The sequence below is a fragment of the Janthinobacterium aquaticum genome, from assembly GCF_009208565.1.
GTDB lineage: Bacteria > Pseudomonadota > Gammaproteobacteria > Burkholderiales > Burkholderiaceae_D > Janthinobacterium.
This window is the reverse complement of the sequence record NZ_WFLK01000005.1, coordinates 270,268-289,873: the sequence shown is the minus strand read 5'-3', so window position 1 is coordinate 289,873 and position 19,606 is coordinate 270,268. Positions and strand designations below refer to the sequence as shown.

Sequence of the window (19,606 nt, the reverse complement as noted above, 5' to 3'; positions counted from 1 at the left end):
TTCAAATTGGGTGTTCGCATCACGTCGAGCGTGGCTGCGCGATGGCAATTCAAATCAGTGCGGAGCGATCAGGTCGTAAGGGACATTCGGGGATGTGAGATGTGTAGTGTACCGCTGCGGAAGGGGCGAGAATTTCACCAGGAGTGAATCCCCAAACATCTGATGGCTGACTAAATAATGCGGAACCTGCGCCATGGCAAGCGCCACAATCGGGGTGCGATTTCGCTGACTTTACGTTCGACTGGCTCTTCTCGGCGCCATCCTGATGTTGGTGGACGTGATGACCGAAGTGGATGGCAGAACGCCCTGATTCGTGCTGACAATAGTCCCCCGCAGCAGCCCAGGAGAACTGGAACGGCACGATTATGAGAAGGAAAATCACCAGTATTCGTCGCATGAAGCAATAGTAGCATGATGCCAAATTGGAAGACTGTACGGCAGTTCTCGCTCACGCACTATGGCAAGATTGCCTTTAGGTAAAGGCTGTATGAATCGCTAACTATCAAGCGAAGACTGTTGGATCTGATAAAAATTTTGTGCACGCAACAAATTCAAATGTATTCATCATGATATACTTCCGCCATGGTCCGTCGAACTCTCATCATGCTCATCACCTTACTCGCGCTGCAGTTTAGCTGGAGCGTGGTGTCGGTCTATTGCACGCATGAGACGGGCCGAGCAGCCAATCACTTCGGCCATCACCCTGATGGTAACTCCGCAGATGATGTTGCCTCGCTGCTGAAAGAAAAGCCATCGGACACGAAGAAATCGTCGGTGCATTCGCATTGTTCTTCTTGCGCTCACGGTACTTTGTGGATCGACAGCTTCGAAGGTATGTCGCATCCGCAAGTCGCTGAAATCGCTCCGGTGTCTATCGATATCATCCTTTCTTCTTACTACGTTGCTCCTCCAGAGCGCCCTCAGTGGGTAGTCGCCGCTTAACTCCGGCGGTTGGTGTAGTTCGTCTCATAGTTATGTAACTTTTGCCAGTCACTTGGCAGGTTTCTGCACGCCGTCGGATTTCTTCGTTTCTTAATTTCGGAGTTATCCATGCAATCCAAACGTTTAGTTATGGGTGCGGCTGTACTATTGGCGCAGCTCATCCCATTTAGTGCCCAGGCAGTTGGGCAGCAATCCACTGCGTTTACTGTTGGTCAGCAGGCCAAGACAGTAGATGCTAGCAGTGCCCCTTTAACATTAGAGCAAGCCATCGCCATGGCTTTGGCAACGAGCCCTGAACTGCGTTCGGCCGCGCAAAGTGTGGCGATCGCAGAAGGTGCGCGCGTTCAGGCCGGCTTGTTCCCCAATCCAGAGATTTCCCTGCTGCGTGAGGGCATGTCCTCGACCAGCGGCCGTACCGATACCTATCAGCTGAGCCAGGCGCTTGAGCTGGGCGGGAAACGTGGCGCACGCATCAAGCTGGCGGACCAGGATCGTGCTCTGGCGCTGGGCGATGTCACCATCGGCAAGGCCGATCTGCGCGCCGATGTGATCGCTGCCTATTTGGAAGCTCTCACGGCTCAAGAGCATGTGGCGCTGGCCAAAGAGTCGCTGAGCCTCGCCGGAAGCGCTACTAACGCCGCTGGCCGCCGCGTCGCTGCCGGCAAGATATCTCCACTGGAGAAAACCCGTTCCAGCGTTGCCGAGGCAGGAGCGCGCCTTGAACTGTCGCAAGCGGTCGCTGACGCAGCACTGGCCAAACGGCGCCTATCGGCCCTCTGGGGCAGCATCCAGCCCGAGGAGCGTCCTTTACAGACGCCTGATATCGATCTGGCGGCAATTCCTTCGCTGGCAGACCTGCAGTCGCGCCTGGAGTCGTCGCCGCAGATGCAACGAGCAAGGATGCAGATCGCACGCCAGGAGGCACAGGTTAATCTTGCGAAGGCCGATCGCATTCCCGATGTCACCGTAACGCTGGGTCAGAAGAAGGACCGCATGACCAACGTCTCGCAGACCGTAGTGGGTCTGGCCATTCCTCTTCCACTGTTTAACCGCAACCAAGGCAATCTGCTGTCCGCCCTGCGCAGCGTCGATAAGGCAAAGACCGATGCCGAGGTCGAATACCTGCGGGCGACACAGGCGATCGCCGACGCGCATCAGCGTGCATCCGTTGCCCAGGAGCAGATCGATAGCATGCGTAGCGAAATCCTCCCAGCTGCGCAAAGCGCCTTTGATGCGGCTGTGACCGGCTTCGAGCTGGGTAAGTTCGGCTTCATCGATGTGCTCGATGCACAGCGCACGCTGTTCCAGAGCCGTGCCCAATATCTGAGCGCGCTTTCGGCTCGCTATCGCTCCCTCGCCGATCTGCAACGCTACACCGCCGTGGATGAAAACGCAGGCTCCATACCGACCTACAGGAATGCAAAATGAATTTCAATACTGATAAACAATCTAAGAAGTCTGCGCTGGTCATCGTACTGATCGGCGTCGTCCTGGCAGCAGCCATCATGTTCTGGAAAAAGGACAGCGGTGGTGGCGCCGCTTCGGAGGCGCCGCGCGCGGAAGAAGGTAAGGAAGGCGGCCATGCTGAGAAAGAAGGTGATCATGCCGAGAAGGAAGGCGGCAAGGAAGAAGACCACGGTGAAGAAGGAATTCTCAAAATGGATGCTCAGCAAATCCAGACCGCCGGCATCACTGTGGCGAAGGCCGCCCCGGCGTCAATGGGCAGCGTGGTGCAGTTGCCAGGCGAAGTGCGGTTTAACGAAGACCTTACGGCGCACATCGTGCCACGCACACCGGGTGTGGCCGAATCGGTGTCTGCTGATCTGGGCCAGAGTGTCAAAAAAGGTCAGGTGCTTGCTGTGATTTCCAGCCCCGCGTTGGCAGATATGCGTAGTGCATCGCTCGCAGCACAGAAACGCTTGGGCCTGGCACAGATCACTTTCCAGCGTGAGAAAAAACTGTGGGAAGACAAAATCTCGGCCGAGCAAGACTATCTGCAAGCGCAAGCTGCCTTACGTGAAGCTGAGATCGAAGCCCAGAGCGCGAAATCCAAACTCTCGGCATTGGGTGCCGGTGACACTGACGGCGCCATCAACCGTTATGTGCTCCGCGCGCCATTTAATGGCGTAGTGGTCGAAAAGCATATCGCTCAAGGCGAAGCTGTGAAAGAAGACGCCAATGTGTTCCTGCTGTCGGATCTGTCGAGCGTTTGGGTTGAGATCGTCGTGACGCCAAAAGATCTTGAAACGGTACGTGTTGGCGAGACGGTTCGCATTACTTCCGCAGCCAACGACACCAGCGCAACGGGCAAAGTGAGCTACGTGGGCAATCTGCTCGGTGAGCAAACCCGTACCGCCAAGGCACGTGTGGTCATCACCAATCCAAAACTGGCATGGCGTCCAGGTCTGTTTGTCAACGCAGCGGTAGTGCGTGGCGAGAAGAACGTTCCGGTCGCAGTCGCAGCTGATGCGGTGCAGACGGTCGAAGGGAAAACGGTGGTGTTCGTCAAGGTCGACAAAGGCTTCAAGATGCAGCCCGTCAAGACCGGTGATAACGACGGCAAACTGGTGGAGATCGTTGATGGTCTGTCCGCCGGCGCCGTATATGCCGCAACGAGCAGCTATGTCTTGAAAGCCGAACAGGGCAAAGGCACTGCAGGCCACGACCACTGATCGAGGAACCAGATATGTTTGAACGCATCATACAATTTGCCATCGGCCAGCGATGGTTGATCATGCTGGCCGTGATCGCCATGGCCGCCATTGGCGTCTACAGCTATCAGAAGCTGCCGATCGACGCCGTACCGGACATTACTAACGTACAGGTACAGATCAACACCAGTGCCAGCGGATATTCTCCGCTGGAAGTTGAGCAGCGCGTTACCTTCCCGATTGAGACGGTGATGTCGGGTTTGCCCAATCTTCAGCAGACACGTTCGTTGTCGCGTTACGGCCTGTCGCAGGTAACGGTGATCTTTAAAGATGGCACCGATATCTACTTCGCCCGCCAGCTGGTCAACCAGCGTATTCAGGAGGCGAAGGACAACCTGCCGCAAGGCGTTGTACCAATGATGGGCCCGATTTCGACCGGCCTGGGTGAAATTTACCTCTGGACTGTCGAGAGCGAACCAAATGCGAAAAAGCCGGACGGTACCCCGTACACGCCGACCGACCTGCGCGAGATCCAGGACTGGATCATCAAGCCGCAGCTGCGCCAGGTACCTGGCGTGACCGAGATTAATTCCATCGGCGGCTTTGCCAAGGAATATCACATCACTCCGGACCCGGTGAAGCTGAGCTCGTACGGCTTGACCCTGAAAGACGTTGTCGCAGCAATCGATCGTAACAACAATAACGTCGGCGCTGGCTACATCGAGCGTAAGGGCGAGCAATTCCTGATCCGTGCGCCTGGTCAAGTTCTTACACTGGAAGACATCCGCAACACCATCCTCAATAATGTGCAGGGTGTGCCGATTCGTGTTCGTGACGTTGCGGAAGTGGCCATCGGCCGCGAACTGCGTACCGGTGCCGCGACGGAAAACGGTCGTGAAGTCGTGCTTGGCACGGTCTTCATGCTGATCGGTGAAAACAGCCGCGTGGTATCGCAGGCTGTGGCCAAGAAGATGGTCGAGGTCAACCGCACGCTGCCAGCCGGCGTGAAGGCTGTGCCTGTCTACGACCGAACCGTGCTGGTCGACAAGGCCATTAACACCGTCAAGAAGAATCTGCTGGAAGGCGCGATCCTGGTGATCGTCATCCTGTTCCTGTTCCTCGGGAATATTCGTGCGGCGATCATCACCGCGATGGTCATCCCATTGGCGATGCTCTTTACCTTTACCGGTATGGTGCAATACAAGGTCAGTGCCAACCTGATGAGTCTTGGTGCGCTGGACTTCGGTATCATCATTGACGGCGCCGTTGTGATCGTTGAAAACTGCGTTCGTCGCCTTGCACATGCTCAAGAACATCTGAAACGTCAGCTTACCCTGCGTGAGCGCTTTGATGAAGTATTTGCTGCGGCCCAAGAAGCACGCCGTCCACTGCTGTTCGGTCAATTGATCATTATGGTGGTGTACCTGCCGATCTTCGCCCTGACCGGCGTTGAAGGCAAGATGTTCCACCCGATGGCGTTTGCCGTCGTCGCAGCGCTCCTGGGCGCCATGATCCTGTCGATGACCTTTATTCCTGCCGCTGTTGCCCTGTTCATTGGCAAGCGCGTAGCGGAAAAAGAAAATCGTCTGATGGTCTGGGCGAAGAATGCATACGAGCCGCTGCTGGGAAAAGTGATGCGTAACGGCGCCACGGTCTTGACCGCTTCCGCAGTTCTGATCGTACTGTGCGGTTTGCTTGCTACCCGTATGGGTAGTGAGTTCATTCCTAACCTGAATGAAGGCGATATCGCCATCCAGGCGCTGCGCATTCCGGGTACCAGCCTTACCCAGTCGCTGGAGATGCAGAAGCGTCTGGAAGCTGGTCTGAAAGCCAAGTTCCCGGAAATTGACCGCGTCTTCGCTCGTACTGGTACTGCTGAGATCGCGTCAGACCCGATGCCGCCGAATATTTCGGACGGCTACATCATGTTCAAGCCTGAAGCGGAGTGGCCTAAGCCGAGGAAAACCCGAGACGAATTGGTCGCGGCAATCAAGGAAGAGGCAGAAAAGTACGTGGGTAACGCCTACGAATTCTCGCAGCCAATTCAGCTGCGCTTCAACGAACTCATTTCCGGCGTGCGTAGCGACGTAGCGGTGAAAGTCTACGGCGACGACATGGACGTGCTGGCCAAAACCGGCCAGGAGATTGCTGAGGTCCTGCAGCGCATACCTGGTGCAACCGAGGTGAAAGTTGAGCAAACCGGCGGCCTGCCGATGCTCACTGTCAAAATCGATCGCGAGAAGACCGCACGCTACGGCCTGAACATCGGTGATGTACAGGACGCGCTCGCAATTGCCACGGGCGGCCGTGAAGCCGGCACCATGTTCGAGGGCGATCGTCGCTTCGAGATCCTCGTGCGTATGCCTGAAGTCATGCGTAGCGATTTGGACGCATTGCGTCGTCTGCCGATTTCGTTGCCAGTGCCTGCGGGTTCTGCAACGTCGTTCATTCCACTCGGTGAAGTGGCAACGCTGGAGTTTGCACCTGGTCCAAACCAGATCAGCCGCGAGAACGGCAAACGCCGCATCGTCGTCAGCGCCAACGTATCGGGCCGCGACATCGGTACCTTTGTGCCTGAGGCTGAGCAAGCCATCACAAAAAGCGTGAAGATTCCAACAGGTTACTGGATCAGTTGGGGTGGAACGTTTGAGCAACTGCAGTCGGCTACGCAGCGCTTGCAGATCGTTGTGCCTTTGGCGCTCTTCCTGGTGTTCACGCTGCTGTTTGTCATGTTCAACAACGCGAAAGATGGTTTCCTGGTGTTTACGGGGATTCCGTTTGCGCTGACTGGCGGCATCATCGCGCTGACGATGCGAGGTATCCCGATGTCGATTTCGGCAGCGGTTGGTTTCATCGCGTTGTCAGGCGTGGCTGTGCTCAACGGCCTGGTGATGATCTCGTACATCCGCTCCCTGCGTGAGCAAGGCATGGGCCTGGATCAAGCCGTGACCGTCGGCGCGCTGACTCGCCTTCGTCCAGTCTTGATGACCGCGTTGGTCGCTTCTCTGGGCTTCGTGCCGATGGCGCTGGCCACCGGTACCGGCGCCGAAGTGCAGCGTCCACTGGCAACGGTTGTTATCGGCGGTATCTTGTCGTCGACCGCATTGACCTTGCTGGTGCTCCCTCTGCTGTACCGCCTCATGCACCGCAACGACGAAGTGAAGGAGCCCGTCGCCGATGACCCACAGCCAGCTCACTAACTCAATCTAATCCACTACGCATAGTGGCCGACAACTGTCGGCCAGCTCTCCCGGCTCGCTGAAAAGCGAGCTGGCGGGGCTCTTCACGCCTAAAAAACGTGCCATCAAGCGAGGATATTCATCATGACACCTGAATCAACACACGAGCAGCTTCAGACATACCTCATCTACGGCTCAATTTTGATGCTTCTGGTATTGGGAGGCTTCATCTTGTGGATGAACTACAGCTACAAGCGGCGGCTCAAGAAACATCGAAAGCCGCACCTGGAGCTGGTCAGCCCTCCGGCTAAACCTCATGGCCACCGGCGCCACAATAAACATAGAAAGTGAGGCGCTGCGATGAGTTCCAATCACGCAAACGAAGTCACCGAAGGGAAAAGCGAGCGTCCCCTCTGGATTGCTCTGATACTGACCACCACCTTTTTGATCGCCGAAGTAGTGGGCGGTGTGCTGACGAACAGCCTGGCGCTGATCTCCGACGCGGCCCATATGTTCACCGACTCCGCAGCATTAGCGGTGTCCCTGGTGGCGATTCGTATTGGCAGGCGTGCGGCCGACAGCTTGCGCACCTTTGGCTATTACCGCTTCGAAATTCTGGCTGCGGCGTTCAACGCGGCGCTGCTGTTTTTGGTGGCGATGTACATCCTGTACGAAGCCTATCAGCGGCTCAATAATCCGCCGGAGATACAGACCGGTGCGATGCTGGTTGTGGCAACACTAGGCCTTTTTATCAATCTCATCAGCATGCGTCTGCTCACCAGCGACAAAGACAAAAGCCTCAACGTCAAAGGAGCCTATCTGGAGGTTTGGAGCGACATGCTTGGCTCGGTTGGCGTTATCGTCGGCGCCATCATCATTCGGTTTACGGGCTGGCCTTGGGTCGACTCGGCCATCGCGGTGCTGATCGGTTTGTGGGTACTGCCGCGAACCTGGACGCTGCTCAAGGAGTCCATGAATGTCCTGCTGGAAGGCGTTCCGGAAGGATTGAATCTCGTTGAGATATCCGACACATTGGCACAAATTAATTGCGTATCCAGCGTCCATGAACTTCACGTATGGGCAATCACGAGTGGAAAAGCCAGCTTAACTGCGCACGTGGTCACTGAGTTGGTAACACCTGGCCAGTACGTATTACTGCGCAAGATACGCGAGACGATGGCGGAAAAGTTCGACATCCATCATGTGACGATTCAGTTTGAGGCCACACCCTGCATCGATGCCGGGGCGCACAGCTTTGAATCGCAGACATCTCAGTCTGGGAGTGCGAAATGAGCTTGCAATCCAAAGTGAGGCTCAGTCGTCGATGCCGGCGGCGCTGCCACGTCGTTGACGTGTTAGGAGGGCATGATGGTTGACCAATCTGATAGCAAATCCGAGCACGACGAAACGGATATGACTGAGATGCTCAACGAATTACGCATCTTGCTTCCTGGCGCGCAGCTGCTAAACGGATTCCTCATCACCTTGCCATTTAACTCCGGATTCCAGCAGATTGTTCAGGTGGAGAAATGGGTTTTTATGGCGACCTTCCTATGTTCGCTGTCGAGCCTGATCCTGTTTACCACGCCTGCGGTTCAGCATCGCGTGCTCAGACCGCTGGATGATCGGGAGAAGTTCAAAAATGGCGCGAGCAAGCAAATGCTCGTTGGTGCGATGTTTCTGTCTCTCGCATTAGTCCTTTGCGCCAATTTGGTGACCGCCGAAGTCGTAGGCCATCCACTCGGCGGTGGAGTCGCAGCGCTTGTTTCGTCAATGATTCTGGCGCTGTGGTGGGTGTCTCCATGGTGGCGTCGTCGAACGCGCAAGAAGGTCAATGCCTAGCAGTTCATCATCCCATCGGTCTGTCGACGGACCGATGGTTTCACATCACGGTCTTATTCTTTTCAGGAGAACGAAATGGACAGTTTGAAAGGCGCCGGCGCAAAAACGATTGCAGGTCAGGCCAACGATGATTTCTGGGAGAAAGCGCTAAAAATTTCGGAGCAACGCCTCACCGTGTTGGCGTCGAATATCGCCAATTCTGACACGCCCAACTACAAGGCGCGAGATATCGATTTTAGGACATCGCTGCAGCAAGCGCTTGCCGCGAACTCTGGAACAGTGACCAAGGTAAAGGTCTCTGGAACAAAAAACAAGGAAGCTCCCTTCGCGGCAACGCTGCTTTATCGGATACCTAGTCAAGGTGCACTTGACGGCAATACCGTCGAAATGGATACCGAGCGATCTGCCTTTACCGACCAGGCGATCAGGCATGAATTCCTGACGCAACAGGCGCTCGACGAATACAAGGAAATTAGCACGTTGTTTAAGTCCATGACTGGATAACGCTTGAAGGAGAACGAAAATGAAACTGAGAAATATGCTGTGCGCGCTGTTGATGCTGATTGCGGTCGCAGGCTGTAGCATCAACCGTCCCGACGATCTCGGGACGCAGGTTGGTATTGTCACCGACATTATGCCTGCTCAGGCCGAACCTGATATCAATACCAGCTGTCGTGTTGAGATGACGCCTGAAAAGCGTGCTGCGGGGCGCTATGTGGAACTTCAATTCCATACCTATCGACTGGTCCGCTACACCTATGCCTTTGTTCCAACTACGATGGAATTGGAGAGGGGAGATAAGGTCGTGGTAAAGCATCCTTATTGCGTAGGATCGCACAGCCCTGAAATTGTCGGCTTTTCAGCTAAGTGATGCTCGCACTGTCGACCCCATGACCGACTTCTTACCAAATGCCAGCGGGCGAGCGATTGCTGCAGCCGCGATTACCGCCGCACTGGCTATTACCGCCATGTTCATCGTCGCGGGCCACTCGGACCGCCGCATCATCCAAATGCTGCTGCTGGCTGTGCCGGCATTCGCTACACTCTTTATACGCATTAGTAATCCTGCCTGGCGTGCTGTACGAGCCGTTGTCGTTTGGATGATTGGGATGGCGTTTATTGCTGACGGCGCCACGCGGTTCTATCTGGAGCTGTTGTACCAGGCGCCGCCAGATAGCTCGGTGGTATTGACCGCCATAGCCAATGCGAGCGCGAGTGAAACTTCGGAATACCTCCAAACGTCGTGGCGGCCGCTCGCTACTGCGGTTGCATCCCTGGTCGTTGCCGGATCGTTGCTTGCCCTTGCTATCTATACTGCTACGCAGGCGACAGTCATATATGACGAGCCAAAGCCTAAGAAAAGCTACGGTGGTGCGCTCAAGTTCATCCTCGTATTAGTACTTCTGATTTGTGCCTTGGCCTATTTGAGTAAGCCCTGGCGTCGCCTGCATCCAGTCGTTTACTGGACAAACTGGCATGCTGCCTATAGTGGACCCCGAATCTGAGACGGTGGTTTAAGCTGTCGTCCGTGAAAGGATGATGGCGCATGAGTGAAGGCAAAAAACGCAGGGTGCATACGGCGGAGTTCAAGGCGAAGGTCGGCTTGGAGGCGGTACGCGGGGTGAAGACGGTGACGGAGATCGCGCAGGAGTATGGCGTGCATCCGGTGCTGGTCGGGCAGTGGAAAAAGGAAATTCTGGAAAACGCCGGGGCGCTATTCGACGTCAAGCGTGGCCCGAAGCCTGTTGATGAAAGCAGCCCCGAGGATAAGCTGTATGGCGAGATTGGGCGTCTGAAGATGCAAGTGGATTGGCTCAAAAAAAAGCTCGGGGAATGAGCCCGGCCGAACGGGCACAGTGGATTGAACGAGGCGACGAGGTGCCGTTGGCGATGCAGTGCGAGTTGGCAGCTGTGCCGCGCTCCACGGTCTACCGGCGACTGGAAGCGGCGGCACGCCCACCATGTGTAGACGAGGAGGATGGCCAGCTGCGGGCGTTGATCGACGAGGAATACACCAACCGGCCGTTCTACGGTAGTCGGCGTATGCTGGTGTTTTTGCGCGGGCGTGGCTACTGCGTCAACCGCAAGCGCGTGCAGCGCCTGATGCGGGAGATGGGCTTGGCTGGCATGGCACCGGGGCCAAACACGAGCAAGGCGCATCCTGGGCATAAGGTCTATCCGTACCTGCTGCGTGGCGTAGCGGTGACGCGGCCGAATCAGGTGTGGTCGACAGATATCACTTACATCCGCTTGGCGCGGGGCTTTGCCTATCTGGTGGCGATCATCGACTGGTACAGCCGCAAGGTGCTGTCCTGGCGCATCAGCAACAGCATGGATGCCGCGTTCTGCGTGGACTGCCTGGAAGACGCCTTGCGCCACCATGGCAAGCCCGAGGTGTTCAACAGCGACCAGGGCTCACAGTTCACCAGCAGCGCCTTCACCGACGTGCTCAAACGTGAAGGCGTGACGATCAGCATGGACGGGCGCGGACGGGCATTGGACAACATCTTCGTGGAGCGCCTGTGGCGCAACGTGAAGTACGAGGACGTGTATTTGAAGGGCTACGCCAACATGGCCGAGCTGACGGTGGGACTGGCTCAATACTTCGCGTTCTACAACAACGAGCGCCCACACCAGGCACTGGGCTATGAGACGCCGAGCCGCGTCTACAGCGCGGGTACTGGTGGCGGTGCGCTGATCGTCGACAAATTCGGCGACGCGGACCAAGACGGAGAAAAACTGAGTGGCACGGGGCAGCGCCGGGCAGCTGCAGAAGTGGGAATGGGCACAGCTTAAATTAACCGGCTGAGTGTCTTGACTAGTGGGTCCACTTTAGCCGTCAACACGTTGAGAGAGAGCTGGTTAGATCAGGAAATTGCGATTGTTAAAGCGATGGGAGCGGCGCGCAAGATTGGTCCGACGCTATCGTTCGACGGTCGATCAACTGTGGTACTGGTCATTGCTGACAGCATCAATCGCGATAACCTCGGCATTTATGGTTATCAGTCCTTTGCGGACCATCTGTTCCGCCATGCATGCCTTGACGATGCCGGCGTCGACCTCTCCCTCCATGATGGCCTCGATGGCCCTGAACATAGGCAGGCCGATAAACCGACGCTCACCCAAGTCAGTTTCGGGATCGACGCCCGCATCGAGCATTTCCCGCGCCGCGACTAGGTAGCCGGCAAAAGCGTCCGGCGAAACGGCAGCTATGCGCTTTCCTTTTAGATCAGACAGTTCGCGCAGGTCGGCACGGTCAGCGCGCGTCAGGATCACTGAAGCAATTGCAGGCACTGTTGGCGAGGACAAGGTGGCGATGCGGCTGACCCCCACTTCTGTTTCCAGTGCGATGTAATAACCAGGATTTGTGATCACCAAATCGACCTCGCCAGTGGCCACAGCACGCCGTAGGCCGGCCGCATCGTAATTCTTTAGGAGGAAGCGATGCTCTGGAATTTCGCGATCCAGATAGGTCGCCAGATCACGCCAATCCGATGTGGCAGTACGTTCACCCTGATAGGCAAAAACGCCGATCGTAACGTCTTTTCGATTCGCACCTTCAGCGCCAGTACCAATGATGCTTAAAGATAGAAATAGCGAGGCGCACCAATGTCTCCACATCATTAGGCGCATCTAGATTATTACAGTCATGGGACGTGGCTTTTGCAAAAAACAATAAATAGCGGTTATAGCTCCAACAACATCATGCCATATCTCGTATTTTTCCGAATTTAGGAAATGAAGTTGCGTATACTTTTCAAGCGATACATTTTTCTAATAGGTTTCGAACACCAAATTTATGTGCAACTGATAAGCCCCGCTGGGTAGCTGCGTTTATTGCGGTGGGAAGATGTTCGGCGGTACAGTAGTAACACCTAGCGATACAAAGAAAGGAACAACTATGTTTAACTTCTTGGTGACTGGTGCGGACATCTCTTCGCCGCGTGGTATGGTCGCATTGGGGGCGGACCGAGTTTTTAATTATACGAGCGCCGATGTAGAGGAGAAGTATGCCCCCGGAGGCGTGCTTGATCGGGCTGCTCTGATGTCGATTCCATTGGTTATCACTAACGAATCCAGTAGCGACCCTGATTTCCGGGCTTTTGCTCGGGTTGGCACGATCACTAAGATCACACGCGGCCATTCGGAGTACCACATTGAGTACGCACTCGATTCTGACATCCCTCCGATTGCCAATGATGTCCTTGAGTCGCTTGCCCCCCAACTGAACTTCGTACTTCGTCGAAAGCAATTCTGGGGCGATTTTCACACCAATCATTGGGCAGTAAAAGACGCTGATCTTTTTCGTGTTTTGTACACTGAAGGCTTGGGGTATCGGCAGCCGACAGTCTTTACCTTACCCCGAGGATCAGTCGATCCAAATCTGGTCTCGGTGATGATGCCATTCGATGGCGGGTTTAATGGGGTCTTTGCTGCGCTGGAAAATGCAGTAAGTGCCGCCGGCCTGCGATGCCTACGTGCCGACAAAATCTGGGAGCACCATTTGCTTATCGAGGATGTTGTGAAGCTTATTGCGAGTGCGAGAGTTGTGATCTGCGATCTGACCGGCAAGAACGCGAACGTTTTCTATGAAGCTGGTATCGCACATGCGCTGGGGCAGGATGTGATCCTGATTGCACAACATGAGAGCGATATTCCTTTCGACCTTCGCCACATCCGCTACGTTAAATATCTTAATAATGAAGAAGGTTTGAGGGTGTTGGCGGAAAGCGTAGGAAAGCGGTTGCAAAGCCTGGTCAGTAAATGACCCAGGCTTGCATAGATGGGTATAACGCCGGGCGTCAAATGGTGCCGCCTGGTAGTTTTTCTGCCGATGCGCCAGCTTTGAGTCTCGCGCCGTCATCATAGAGGCACTTGACCAAGTGCCCTATGCAAGTGATGCATCCAAAGTTTGTTCAAAATCCGATGCTTGATCTCTAATCCTGTGGTCGATTCTTCTGAACACAGTTCTGAGCTCTACACGATAAGATAAAGTTGTCTCGGAAGTTGTACCCAAGATCACAGCAGTCATGAATGAGGATGCTACATCGGCCAGAGCGGGATCCCGCTGAAGGGTAATGTGACTGCGGATAACTACTTCCAATAAATATATCTTAAAGGCGGTGGATAGCTTCTCAGTTGGAATGACATCTTCCAGCATCAAGCCAAGTACGGTGGCGGCTTCTTTAGAAATATAGTGTCGATCAAACCCGTCGGCAGTGCGCACTGCCTCTGAAATCTCCGAGGACTTCAACCGCGCGCATTGTTCGGCCCAATCTGTGGCGATGCTGATCAGGCGGTAGAGAAGGTAGTGAAAAGGTGTCTGCCACTCCTCATGCGATTCTTGATTAACTGCGACTGGCATCTGCTTCAGAATTTTCTTCGCGAAGTATCCAAAGTAATGCAACCACATATGGTCTTGTAAGCCCTGATGGATGCCCTCGTGGACCATGATCTCAAAAAGCGTGATACCCGAATTTATAGGGCAGCGAAATCTTCTTGTCTCGTAGTACGAGCCCAAGGGTTCGTTCAAGCTCCCGGCCAGTTGTGCGTCTTCATCCAAGCGCCTGCATACCGCTTCACCAATGGCCTTATCCATACCGTACTTCAACGCCGCATCTGCGTCGGCGAAGAAGAATCGAAGCAATCGATTGTTCTCCGGAAGGTGCAGGCGATTGCCGCCGTTCAGATTTTGGTTGTTTCTTAATTCTACGTAGAGGCGGCTTCCAGGTGTATCCAGTAGCGCGTCGATGTAGTGTTCAATGAAGTCAGACTGTATCGCTTCGTCTGTTCCAAGGAGCTTGAGGCAGAAATGCGGGTGGGCTCCTGCAAGGTGGGTGGTCAGCTTAGGGGAGGTGACGAGATTTAATAAAATTTCGTGGGCTTGAATGCTAGCCCTTGAGTGAGCCGAGTTCCAGTGCTTCAAAAATCGAAGTAGCGAACTCAGGTACTTGCTCCAACTCGACTGTGCTTTTGGTGCATCTCCACGCAACAGCGAAGCTACATCAATATGTGGATGGTTGAGACGATCAATCAAGCTACTTAGCCAGGACTGCTGCCTGGTCAAGGAAATAAGTTTCAGTAATTGGGGTTCGACCAGCAGCACCAAATCGTCGTACCGATTGGTGAGGTGTAAGTTCTCAATTAACTCAAGAAAAATGGCGACCCGGCCTCTGGCTAAGGTAGGAAATCTTGTGCGCCAGAAGAAGTAGAGGGCAACGAAGAGGAGGAGTAAATAGACAGCACTCCCGCTGTCGAGTCCCCACTTCCATGGCCCCAAACTATAGTACAGCCCAAGACTTTGAAAAGTTGGAGCAAACACCAAGTAATGGATAATCAGAAAGACCAAACTCCCGATACCCCAGTCCCACCATGTCATGCAGAAGCGAAGTCGAAGTCTGTTTGTTGGAGAGATCAGTGCCCACACTGCGGCGATGACACCCAGTATGGTTAGCAAGCTAGTGGTGTCAATTGGCGCAGTAGCTGTCATAGCGTGTCTTGGTAGAGGGGCGCTAGAGCGCAGGGGGAGCCTGCGAAACATATTACCGGTCGGCTTCCGTGGTTCGGCTCAAGGTCCAGTGTGAGTTAGCACAACTCACACTGGCCTGATTGTCTTCGCTAAGCGAGGACTATGCGCATGCACGCACTTGATTTTGGATTGGCTGCGTTCTTATCCGTACCACTTCTTGCCACTCGATGGGGTCAGGTTCGCGTGCTACACTGCTATTGGGGTCCGGTACAAAAATTTCTTGTTCAGCCGGCCGAAATTCGGCTTCCCCAGCTAGTGCGGATTTGAGGCGCTGTCGTCCGATTTCGATGTACTCTGCCATTACTTCAGCGCCCAGAAAACGGCGATCAAGGGCTAGGGCGGCAACTCCAGTAGAAGACACGCCGCAGAATGGGTCGAAGACTAGATCTCCTGGCTTGCTCAAAGCGCGAACAAGTCGGTGCACTAACCCGACGGGGAACTGACACGGGTGAGTAGTTTTCTCAACATGGCGTGCTTTGACATTAGGGATGTCCCAAACATCGCCCGGGTTTTTCCCTAACGGGTTTCCGCTTAACTTGCCTTTCTTTGGGCCACTGGCATATCGCTTTCCAGGATATTTTTGCTTAACTCGAACCGCATCTAGATCGAAATTGTACGTATCACCTTTGGTGAACCAGAGCAAAGTTTCGTGTCTACCGCTGAAGCGATTACTGCAATGCAAACCATGACCGAAGGTCCAGACGATGCGGTTTCTCAATTTCATCTCTGGCATGGCGCGCATGCAGTCCATGACCAGATAATCGAGCGGGGTTACAACACCATTCTTAACGTGCGAGCCTACCTGCCAGCACAGGCTACCGCCAGGTTGCAACTTTGAGACTAATTGGGGAAGAAGTCTTTTATGCAGGTCCAAGAAGCTATCGATGTCCTCAGTGTTCTCGTAGTCTTTACCGATGCTGTACGGCGGTGAACTTATGGCTAACGGAATGGACTCATCAGGAATCTCGTTGATCAACCTCATACAGTCACCATGGAACACTACAGCGTCAGCGGCCTGGTGTAGAGCATAGTTGGCAGCGGTACTAGCTGTTTTTAAAATTTTAGGAGAGGTCATATGAGACGGACATGGTGTAATTGTTGACTATGATAGATCTTATCTTGTTTTAGATCTACTCATTTAAGAAATTTTTGTGCTTTGCTCCGTCTTCTGGCGCTCAGCGCTCTCAATCTCCTTAATAAGATCGTCGATGTCGAGAGGGTCAATATCCTTATCGACAGCGGATGGGGCCGACTGTTCATCTAAAGAAAGCTGATGCAAATCTTCGTCATCCAGTAGCCGCTGTAAGTTCGATATCTTGGTCTCCAGACGGCGTGCAACTGCAGTGTCGATGGATGGCTCAAATGCAGGAAGGAGATTACGCAAGATGTAGATGTGGGTCTCAGTTCCAGGCAACAAACCGAGGCGGTGGATTCGATCAATCGATTGAAGATAGTGGGTGGCATTGTAGCTGCGATCAACATATATCGCGTGATGACAATGCATATGCAGACTGATACCCTCAGCTGCGGCAGCAGGATTTGCAACCATCACCCAACAGGAAGGGTCGTTCTTGAATTTATTTAGATTCCCTTCTTTGGATTGCGGATCGGTATCAGGCCGTTGCCCATTTTTTCCATAAAGGACGGCAGGATTGAGGTCTCTGAGGAGCACCAGAAGGGTTTCGACGGCGGCAGTGAAGATTGTCCAGATCAAGACCTTCTCCCCTTTTTTTGCCAGCTCCCTGGCCATCTCTACAGCATGCAATATGCGCAGCGAAGGACCTGCATCGATAGCAGCTTGAAGCAGCGAGATATTTTGTGGCTCTCCTGATCCGAAGGCGTTAATCAAAACTTCGGGCACCGTTGCCGCTTGGAGTACACGCATTACGGATTTTCGCGCACTGGCTAAATGTAACCCTGCATTGCCCCGCCGTAAATTGCTAGCCCTCGACCGCACCTCGTTACAGAGCACCAGATAGAGCGCTAAATGTTCGCGGTGCATAGGGACATTTACGAAATTGAGAATGCGATCAGGGAGACCCAAATCACTTTTTGTAGTGCGGACATAAAGGTTTCCGAGTACAGAACGCGGCGCCTCACCGCGATCAATGCGCGCGCCCAGACCCACTCCGGGCCACAGAAAATCGAGCTGGGACTGCATATCACTAGCACTCTGCGGCATCGGGGTGCCTGACAGAATGTCTCTACGCTTGGCAAGGTGGGCCATGTCCATCAACATCCGTCCTCGTTTTACGAGGTATCCTTCCTTCATCCGATGCGACTCATCAAGAATCAAGTGCGTAGCGTTTGTACTCAAGAACTGGGCAATGATCTGATCGACTTTAACAAGCTGTTCATAGGTAATGAAGAATCGCCGATGGTTGGTCTGAAGCAGCTTCTCAATTTTGTTTTTTCCACCTGTCAGATGGCAAAATGGTGCCCGGATATGGGTTGGAGCATTTTCTCGCAGGCACTCGCTCATTACGCTTTTCCAAGCGGGATAGGCACTAGCGGGGCCTACGACAATGAGGAAATCCACTTTGTCCTGTAAGAGCAAATGCAAAGCGAAGGAAACGGTTGTTTTGCCTGCGCCTGGGACCGAAAAGTTAGCTCCGTTGGCAAGTCGGATCAGGTGGTTAAGATTGGCGCTCTGGTAAGATCGCAGTTGCCGCTTCTCGTGATCCCAGCCCACATTACTAAGTGCCTGATCTATCCCGGCTATTGAACTAAACTCTTGTGTCGCAGAGTCCTGCCGCGCAACGGAGCGGAAGTTATCCAAGAATTGTTTTACGCGCTCTTCTGATGAGCTATCGGTAACGAATCTGAAGCCAAGCTTTAGCTGTAAAGACGACATTGTCCTTAACAGATTCAAGCAAGATGGCCAGGGCATGCTCAAGCTGCGCTCACCGTACTGGACGCCGCTGCCCAACATGCGCTGTGCCTGCTGCCGAATTCGTATCCAGACTGTCATCGGGATATCGGCTGCATGAGAGTAAAGCCCGCGGCCCGAGACGGGATCGTAAGATAATGTGACGACAGGATGTTCCATTATTTCCCCGCCTGAGCATGACGCTCGATGTCTCGATGTATCTGATCAATGCGGCTGATCATCGCACCAAGCGTATCGATGATGTCGGGTATCGTAGCGGCCGCTGCTGTAGTGATGTCAATGGCATTGAGTTTGTTGAGGGCATCGATAGCGAACTTCTTCGCTGCCCCCCCTTTGTTTTTGCCTTGCTCAGAAACGTTCATGCACACGTTCTGAATCGTCGCAGTCACTCCGACGACCAAATCTTTATCGAGCCTAATTTGACGAAGCCTATCTATCAACGGTTGATAGTCTGGGGTCACTAAGTCATGCTCATCGAGCTGAATGTACAGCTGCCCCATTGGCAAAGCAGCTGACTTATTTTCTATAGGAACACCGAGCTCCTTAGCAATTTGCTCTAAGAAAATCTCCGGATTCTCCTCAATATCATTGATGAACTTGTAGGCGCGGTCGGCTAGCAATGCTCTTTGTTCGATCAGGAAGAAATCAAACGCTAACGTTGCCTCGCGCTGATCGGTCTCCCTACCTCCCGCGATGTTTCGTGTAGCAACTTGATGGAAGGCCTGTTCTGTCGCGTCTAGGAGGCTATAGTCCTCAGGGAAGCATATCCACTCGGTCAGATATATGTCAGCCGCATCGAGCTTGGAAATAAAGCGTTCAACCTCCTTCTTCTCTCGATTCATTTGAGCAGCAATTTGCTCATCAGTATGACCACTGATGCGAAGATCTCTTGCAGCACGCCCAACCGCAGTCCAATCGTATGGGAGCTTCGTATCTGGCTGCATCTGAAGCGTGATCTCAATGGCGCGCATCTCAGGAGGTGTGATGTCATCAGGTAGAACAGCACAAACAACTTCCTCAAACGATTGATACATCGACGGGTCTTGAGCGTAGAGCTCTCGCATTGCACTTAAACGACGATTTCCATTAAGGACAATGCCGTCATGGGTGATCAAGAGGTCTTCTGTTTGTCTTCTGACGCGTTCGAACTCGTTGAAAATTGGTTTGATGGTTTCGCCTGAGCCGCGCTTGGCCTCCCCAACAAGAATTTCGTGTTGTGCCTGCTGTGCAGGTTGTTCTTCCGTACGCTCCACATTGAAGAAGCCGGCGCCATGCTTGTGTTGAGCCTGCAGGCTCAGCTGAATACTCCTTGTCCGGTAGTTCTCTAACCGATATACCAAGGCGTCGATTGGTATGCTAATGATCTTTAATCGAGCCCGTCCCTTCCTGACTGCGTGGTCAATCCGGGCATCTCTACTCTGTGATACTAATTCCCCAATGAGCAAGTTTCGCTGAACTTTATCTATGACAGTAATTTCATATGCACTCATGCCACAAAACTCCTAAACGTTAATTTTTCTTCGGAATAATTCACAAAATAGGGAAGTATTTTAAGGATATATTTTGCCATCAA

The 19,606-nt window shown here is 53.7% G+C and carries 17 protein-coding genes; 11 read left to right on the top strand and 6 right to left on the bottom strand.

Going from position 1 to position 19,606, the window contains the following annotated elements:
- Positions 1 to 49: 49 nt before the first annotated feature.
- On the bottom strand, positions 50 to 397 hold the full coding sequence (czcI, locus tag GCM43_RS26565; protein ID WP_152244183.1) for a cation efflux protein, CzcI family: 348 nt from the start codon (positions 395 to 397) through the stop codon (positions 50 to 52).
- 206 nt (positions 398 to 603) lie between these two features.
- Between czcI and GCM43_RS11120 the strand changes: the two genes are divergently transcribed.
- From GCM43_RS11120 to GCM43_RS11075, 10 genes are all read left to right on the top strand, one after another.
- Positions 604 to 942, top strand: coding sequence for a hypothetical protein (locus GCM43_RS11120; protein ID WP_152244181.1), 339 nt, complete (start codon positions 604 to 606; stop codon positions 940 to 942).
- Positions 943 to 1,050: 108 nt separating this feature from the next.
- The gene (locus GCM43_RS11115) at positions 1,051 to 2,370 is read left to right on the top strand and encodes a TolC family protein (RefSeq protein WP_152244179.1); all 1,320 of its coding nucleotides are present in this window, start codon (positions 1,051 to 1,053) and stop codon (positions 2,368 to 2,370) included.
- Positions 2,367 to 3,614: an efflux RND transporter periplasmic adaptor subunit gene (locus tag GCM43_RS11110; RefSeq protein ID WP_152244177.1), complete on the top strand. Its 1,248-nt coding sequence runs from the start codon at positions 2,367 to 2,369 to the stop codon at positions 3,612 to 3,614. Before GCM43_RS11115 ends, GCM43_RS11110 begins: the two co-directional genes overlap by 4 nt.
- Before the next feature lie 14 nt (positions 3,615 to 3,628).
- The gene (locus GCM43_RS11105; protein WP_152244175.1) at positions 3,629 to 6,793 is read left to right on the top strand and encodes a CusA/CzcA family heavy metal efflux RND transporter; all 3,165 of its coding nucleotides are present in this window, start codon (positions 3,629 to 3,631) and stop codon (positions 6,791 to 6,793) included.
- Positions 6,794 to 7,132: 339 nt separating this feature from the next.
- Positions 7,133 to 8,065: a cation diffusion facilitator family transporter gene (locus GCM43_RS11100; RefSeq protein WP_152244173.1), complete on the top strand. Its 933-nt coding sequence runs from the start codon at positions 7,133 to 7,135 to the stop codon at positions 8,063 to 8,065.
- A 72-nt stretch (positions 8,066 to 8,137) separates the two neighbouring features.
- Complete coding sequence (locus GCM43_RS11095) at positions 8,138 to 8,614, top strand: DUF6328 family protein (protein ID WP_152244171.1); 477 nt, start codon at positions 8,138 to 8,140, stop codon at positions 8,612 to 8,614.
- A gap of 75 nt (positions 8,615 to 8,689) precedes the next feature.
- The gene (flgB, locus tag GCM43_RS11090) at positions 8,690 to 9,118 is read left to right on the top strand and encodes a flagellar basal body rod protein FlgB (protein ID WP_152244169.1); all 429 of its coding nucleotides are present in this window, start codon (positions 8,690 to 8,692) and stop codon (positions 9,116 to 9,118) included.
- A 19-nt stretch (positions 9,119 to 9,137) separates the two neighbouring features.
- Entirely contained in the window at positions 9,138 to 9,485 is a 348-nt protein-coding gene (locus GCM43_RS11085) for a hypothetical protein (RefSeq protein WP_152244167.1), read from the top strand.
- A gap of 19 nt (positions 9,486 to 9,504) precedes the next feature.
- Positions 9,505 to 10,119, top strand: a complete 615-nt coding sequence (locus GCM43_RS11080) for a hypothetical protein (protein ID WP_152244165.1) — start codon at positions 9,505 to 9,507, stop codon at positions 10,117 to 10,119.
- A gap of 41 nt (positions 10,120 to 10,160) precedes the next feature.
- A protein-coding gene (locus tag GCM43_RS11075; RefSeq protein WP_152244163.1) for an IS3 family transposase occupies positions 10,161 to 11,410 on the top strand; the annotation gives its coding sequence in 2 pieces (ribosomal slippage) (positions 10,161 to 10,446 and positions 10,446 to 11,410; 1,251 coding nt in all).
- Positions 11,411 to 11,554: 144 nt separating this feature from the next.
- On the opposite strand, the gene GCM43_RS11070 is transcribed toward GCM43_RS11075, so the two are convergent.
- Positions 11,555 to 12,238, bottom strand: a complete 684-nt coding sequence (locus tag GCM43_RS11070) for a phosphate/phosphite/phosphonate ABC transporter substrate-binding protein (protein WP_193315594.1) — start codon at positions 12,236 to 12,238, stop codon at positions 11,555 to 11,557.
- A gap of 277 nt (positions 12,239 to 12,515) precedes the next feature.
- Between GCM43_RS11070 and GCM43_RS11065 the strand changes: the two genes are divergently transcribed.
- Complete coding sequence (locus tag GCM43_RS11065) at positions 12,516 to 13,382, top strand: hypothetical protein (RefSeq protein WP_152244159.1); 867 nt, start codon at positions 12,516 to 12,518, stop codon at positions 13,380 to 13,382.
- A 120-nt stretch (positions 13,383 to 13,502) separates the two neighbouring features.
- Here GCM43_RS11065 and GCM43_RS11060 read toward each other — a convergent pair whose 3' ends face one another.
- From GCM43_RS11060 to GCM43_RS11045, 4 genes are all read right to left on the bottom strand, one after another.
- Positions 13,503 to 15,104, bottom strand: a complete 1,602-nt coding sequence (locus GCM43_RS11060; protein WP_152244157.1) for a hypothetical protein — start codon at positions 15,102 to 15,104, stop codon at positions 13,503 to 13,505.
- A gap of 139 nt (positions 15,105 to 15,243) precedes the next feature.
- Positions 15,244 to 16,125: a DNA-methyltransferase gene (locus GCM43_RS11055; protein WP_226929437.1), complete on the bottom strand. Its 882-nt coding sequence runs from the start codon at positions 16,123 to 16,125 to the stop codon at positions 15,244 to 15,246.
- Between the two features lie 156 nt (positions 16,126 to 16,281).
- Positions 16,282 to 18,192: an SNF2-related protein gene (locus GCM43_RS11050; protein WP_152244153.1), complete on the bottom strand. Its 1,911-nt coding sequence runs from the start codon at positions 18,190 to 18,192 to the stop codon at positions 16,282 to 16,284.
- The gene (locus GCM43_RS11045) at positions 18,192 to 19,523 is read right to left on the bottom strand and encodes a hypothetical protein (RefSeq protein WP_152244151.1); all 1,332 of its coding nucleotides are present in this window, start codon (positions 19,521 to 19,523) and stop codon (positions 18,192 to 18,194) included. The genes GCM43_RS11050 and GCM43_RS11045 overlap by 1 nt, the downstream gene beginning before the upstream one ends.
- Positions 19,524 to 19,606: the final 83 nt, after the last annotated feature.

What these genes read in the sequence shown, in the direction of transcription:
- czcI (WP_152244183.1), bottom strand. Translation starts at nt 397, where the DNA reads ATGCGACGAATACTGGTGATTTTCCTTCTCATAATCGTGCCGTTCCAG.
- GCM43_RS11110 (WP_152244177.1), top strand. Translation starts at nt 2,367, where the DNA reads ATGAATTTCAATACTGATAAACAATCTAAGAAGTCTGCGCTGGTCATC.
- GCM43_RS11055 (WP_226929437.1), bottom strand. Translation starts at nt 16,125, where the DNA reads ATGAGGTTGATCAACGAGATTCCTGATGAGTCCATTCCGTTAGCCATA.
- GCM43_RS11080 (WP_152244165.1), top strand. Translation starts at nt 9,505, where the DNA reads ATGACCGACTTCTTACCAAATGCCAGCGGGCGAGCGATTGCTGCAGCC.
- flgB (WP_152244169.1), top strand. Translation starts at nt 8,690, where the DNA reads ATGGACAGTTTGAAAGGCGCCGGCGCAAAAACGATTGCAGGTCAGGCC.
- GCM43_RS11115 (WP_152244179.1), top strand. Translation starts at nt 1,051, where the DNA reads ATGCAATCCAAACGTTTAGTTATGGGTGCGGCTGTACTATTGGCGCAG.
- GCM43_RS11070 (WP_193315594.1), bottom strand. Translation starts at nt 12,238, where the DNA reads ATGATGTGGAGACATTGGTGCGCCTCGCTATTTCTATCTTTAAGCATC.
- GCM43_RS11045 (WP_152244151.1), bottom strand. Translation starts at nt 19,523, where the DNA reads ATGAGTGCATATGAAATTACTGTCATAGATAAAGTTCAGCGAAACTTG.
- GCM43_RS11120 (WP_152244181.1), top strand. Translation starts at nt 604, where the DNA reads ATGCTCATCACCTTACTCGCGCTGCAGTTTAGCTGGAGCGTGGTGTCG.
- GCM43_RS11100 (WP_152244173.1), top strand. Translation starts at nt 7,133, where the DNA reads ATGAGTTCCAATCACGCAAACGAAGTCACCGAAGGGAAAAGCGAGCGT.
- GCM43_RS11060 (WP_152244157.1), bottom strand. Translation starts at nt 15,104, where the DNA reads ATGACAGCTACTGCGCCAATTGACACCACTAGCTTGCTAACCATACTG.
- GCM43_RS11095 (WP_152244171.1), top strand. Translation starts at nt 8,138, where the DNA reads ATGATGGTTGACCAATCTGATAGCAAATCCGAGCACGACGAAACGGAT.
- GCM43_RS11085 (WP_152244167.1), top strand. Translation starts at nt 9,138, where the DNA reads ATGAAACTGAGAAATATGCTGTGCGCGCTGTTGATGCTGATTGCGGTC.
- GCM43_RS11065 (WP_152244159.1), top strand. Translation starts at nt 12,516, where the DNA reads ATGTTTAACTTCTTGGTGACTGGTGCGGACATCTCTTCGCCGCGTGGT.
- GCM43_RS11105 (WP_152244175.1), top strand. Translation starts at nt 3,629, where the DNA reads ATGTTTGAACGCATCATACAATTTGCCATCGGCCAGCGATGGTTGATC.
- GCM43_RS11050 (WP_152244153.1), bottom strand. Translation starts at nt 18,192, where the DNA reads ATGGAACATCCTGTCGTCACATTATCTTACGATCCCGTCTCGGGCCGC.